We start from the raw sequence: 3,812 nt of genomic DNA, 5'->3' as shown, positions 1-3,812 counted from the left end.
CACGACCACCCCGCTTACACCCCTCCGAGCTCCGCCGCTGGACGGGCCTCCAATGCGACTTCGCCAACGACTGGTCCCACTCCTGACCTCCCCCGCTCGAGCCGACGCCCAGCCACGGTGCCGCGGGCACCCATGTCGCGATTGCGCCTGCTTCAGCTCAACTCCTCTGAAACAGTTGGCAGATGAAGCAACTCTGATTCGAGGCTGGCAAGAGAGGAAGCGCCATGTCGTACTCACTGGTCGTCGGTGAGCCGTACCCAAGACAGGTCAACTGGCCGAAGTCCGCTGCCAACCTGGTACTCAGCGAGAACTACGTCGAGATCATCCATTCGTTCGACGGCCTCACGTCGGACGAACTGGCCGCCTTCACGACCGGCTCGGCGACGGTCGCGGTCACCATCGGAGACAGACATTTGATGTGGTGCTACCGCTTCGACGCCCCGCCCCGCGCCGGCGCCCCGAAGGCGACTCTCGGTTGGGGTGACTCACCATGGGAGGCATACCGCCAACGCGGCCGCACCGTCGGCGTGCCCGGGCAGCAAGGTGAGCCCTTCACCGCGTACATGGTGCTCGTCGATGCCTCGACCGGCATCGTCGAGGGTCTACGGCCGGCCGAGCTGAGTAGAGATGTCGCGGACGCACTCCGGTACGGCGTCGCTCGTCAGCTCGCGCTGCCCTACGACCATGAGGCCGCATCGCGTGAGATCGACGCGGTATACCGACGGCACCCCAGCACGCAGAGCCTCCTGAGGGAGGCCATCGCCGGCCAGCGGTTCCCTGCTCTCGACAACTGACCGATCAGCCGCAGCCAAGCGGGGTCATCGTCGTGCGCGGTCAACGACGAACTCTGCGAAGATCCAGCCCAGTTGGGAGGCTTATCCTTCCACTCAGATTGAAAGCCGGGACAGGAGTCACGAAGGGGCACCCGTTCCCTGCCATGAGCATCGAGCACCGTAGGCAATTGGGGGAGACGGCATGAAGCTGCAGATCACCGTCGATGCACAAGGCGACGACATGGCGGCCCACGATCTGTACTACTGGCTCCGGCAGGATCGTGAACTCCGGCGCCACGCACAGGTCGAGCTGGCACTGCCTGTTGGCGCTTCTGGTCGCATGAGCGCGGGAGAGACCATCAACATGTTCGTCAGCAACGGTCTTGCCACTGCGAGCCTGTTGGTGAACATCGTGGTCGCCTGGCGAACAGCCCGCCCATCGTCACCCGGGCCGGTCGTCATCGGCCGCGACGGATTGACCGTGACGGTCCACGACACATCAGAGGAAACGCTGCGTCGCGTCGCGACCCTGCTGGCATCCGCACCTCCCGAAGTAGCGCCAGGGGCCATCGGCACGAGCCAGGCGTCAACGCCCTCCGCCACCGAGGATCGGTGATGCGCTTGCCGGATCCTGACGGAACCCGTGTAGTGCTGATCGGGGTGGACGAGTACCAGCACTTTCCGCCCTTGCCGGCGGTGCGCAACAACCTCACCGAGCTGGCCAAGCTCTTCATGTCCCCACTCGGCGGGAACCTTCCGGACAAACATTGCACGACGGTTCTCAACCCCACTGACGTCGCCAGCGCGCTTGACCCCGTACACCGGGCGGCGAGTGAAGCGTTAAACACCCTGGTGGTGTACTTCGCTGGCCACGGTATGCCGCTACCCGATGGTTCCCTCCGTCTCGCCGTGCGCAACTCAGAACGGGGCAGGCGACAGTACGGGTCCGTGGCCTTCGGCGACCTCCGTGCCGAAGTGTTGGACAGCACGGCTGTCAACAAGGTCGTGATCCTGGACTGTTGCTACAGCGGTGCCGCGCTGGAGGGTTTCATGGGGAGAACCGATGGGATTGCGGACGAGACCATCATTGAAGGCACCTACGTCATGACCGCCTCAGCAGCGACGCAAGCGGCTATGGCTCCCCCGGATGCCCGACTTACAGCGTTCACCGGCGAACTCGCCAAAGCGATTACCAATGGCATTGCTGAATCTCCGGACCCGCTGGACATGAGCTCCCTGTACAAGTACGTGCATGGTCAACTCAAATCGCAGGGAATGCCGCTGCCCCAGCAACGAGCCAGCGGGCTGGGGCATGACATCGCACTGTTTCACAACAAGTGGCGCCCGCCTGCAGAGAAACCGACACTCTCGCTGAAGCGAGAGGAATGGTTCCGCGAAGTTCACCAAGCATTGCTCGGGCATTTGAGGGATGTTTCAGCACTCGCCCAAGACCACCTTCGCCCCGAGTTCGGCGATCCGATGCTCGTCCGCTCCCTGTTGGTAGCGAGAATTGCCGCCCAACTCGCCCAGGGAAAAAACACCACGGACATCATTGGCATGCTCTCCTCCAGTTGGGTCTTCGCCACTCCGTGCCCCAACACTGACGAACTCTCCGAACTCATCGCCGAGGTCCAGTTCGGATGCGAAATAAACGGGCTGGCCAACAGCGTTCCATTCCTCGGAGATCTGGGACTCTTCCCCTGGACGCCAGAGAGTACGTACATGCTGCTGAGCGAATACTGGGCTGCCCAGCGAAGCCGTACGATGCCTCGTCCGCACGTGGAGCGAGAACTCAGCGAGCTTTGGGATGTCACGGACACCCGAGTCCTGAGCTCGCTCTCATCGCTGCCGTCCCTCCCTCTGGTCTTTTATCCCGACCCTTGGGACAAGCTGAAGGCCGAGCCGGATCTTCGAGTCGGCACCGTCACAGCAATGATGCTCGGCGAGCGCGGTGGGGGCGACCGTGCTTGGGAACACTGGATGTCCACTCGCCCGTGGAGCACACTCAAGGCCCGCCACTTGGTTCAGCTTGGCGGCGATCTCGTCCGGTGCAAGGCAGCTCAGCGAGCCATCGCCCAGCACGTCGATCTGTCACCAGCGGGCCATGACTCCCATGCAGTATTTGTACGGGCGGCGGAGATCGTCGAAGAGCAGTTGAAAGCCATCGCACTAGCAATCGAAAGCACTAGCGCCATCGAGTACGACTTGCTACGCGAGCGCACGGCGGACGAGCACTTCCAGGACGGTTGCCTTGCCACCTTCAGCAAGCACCTTCTGACGCGCCCTCAAATCTTCACGCCCTTCGAAGAGCACAGGATGAACCACGGTACATGGGCTGCGATTCCCTGGTGGTCCCTAGTAGTTCACGGCAAGCAAGAACAGCGGGCAGTTGAGGACATCCTGAAACGCGGCGGCCTCCAACTGGATGTCGCCGCCGAAAGTCCCGATGACGACGAGCTAGTCATCAGCTGTGAGGAACCCGACCTCGGACCTTCATGGATATCCGCCCGGCTCATCTTCAATCTTCGCGACGTCGCGCAGGCCTGCGAGTTGCTCCTTCTGGGTCGGCGGCAATCTGTGGTTCTGGACTTCCTCACCGAGCACATTGATGAGTGGGACGATCGGCAAGTAGATCTAGCCGGAAGTGTCGACCTCTCGCTCGGGCCGGAAATCGGAGCAATGCTGACCGATGTCGCAACCCGTGCCCTGCGCCGACTTTTGCCTGGTTCTCATGGCCCATCACTCCATCACGAGGGTGTGCCAGCCCTTGATCGGCTCCTCGGCTCGGCACGGCTTCCGAGGATCGCCCGCTGCCCTCGCTAGCCGGTGCGCTCGCGCGCTCGAACGAGGCCGCGCGGTTAAGGCATCATCGCCAGGGCGCAGCGCCTTTTGCATGACGTCACGGCAGCGGTCCCAGGAGGCGGGGACGGCACGTCACCACCACCGCCACCCAACCGAATCCGCCGACCCTCGCGAAGCCACACTCAGCGCCACCCCCGCCGCCTTCGCCGCCCTCCTCACCCACGTGAAGCAGAAGGC

The 3,812-nt window shown here is 63.1% G+C and carries 3 protein-coding genes; all 3 read left to right on the top strand.

The window, feature by feature from the left end; translation table 11 throughout:
- Positions 1–224 precede the first annotated feature (224 nt).
- The 3 genes from GUY60_RS35575 to GUY60_RS35565 all read left to right on the top strand — a co-directional run bounded on the left by GUY60_RS35575 (position 225) and on the right by GUY60_RS35565 (position 3,596).
- Positions 225–794, top strand: a complete 570-nt coding sequence (locus GUY60_RS35575; RefSeq protein WP_161705524.1) for a hypothetical protein — start codon at positions 225–227, stop codon at positions 792–794.
- Positions 795–975: 181 nt separating this feature from the next.
- Positions 976–1,389, top strand: a complete 414-nt coding sequence (locus GUY60_RS35570; protein WP_161705522.1) for an effector-associated constant component EACC1 — start codon at positions 976–978, stop codon at positions 1,387–1,389.
- Positions 1,389–3,596 (top strand): caspase family protein, encoded by a 2,208-nt coding sequence (locus tag GUY60_RS35565; RefSeq protein WP_161705520.1) that lies wholly within the window; start codon positions 1,389–1,391, stop codon positions 3,594–3,596. The genes GUY60_RS35570 and GUY60_RS35565 overlap by 1 nt, the downstream gene beginning before the upstream one ends.
- Positions 3,597–3,812: the final 216 nt, after the last annotated feature.

The sequence above is a fragment of the Streptomyces boluensis genome, assembly GCF_009908195.1.
Taxonomy (GTDB): Bacteria; Actinomycetota; Actinomycetes; order Streptomycetales; family Streptomycetaceae; genus Streptomyces; species Streptomyces boluensis.
This window is presented reverse-complemented; position numbering and strand designations above follow the sequence as displayed.

Coding starts and splice junctions, on each gene's coding strand:
- GUY60_RS35575 (WP_161705524.1), top strand. CDS start 225: ATGTCGTACTCACTGGTCGTCGGTGAGCCGTACCCAAGACAGGTCAAC.
- GUY60_RS35570 (WP_161705522.1), top strand. CDS start 976: ATGAAGCTGCAGATCACCGTCGATGCACAAGGCGACGACATGGCGGCC.
- GUY60_RS35565 (WP_161705520.1), top strand. CDS start 1,389: ATGCGCTTGCCGGATCCTGACGGAACCCGTGTAGTGCTGATCGGGGTG.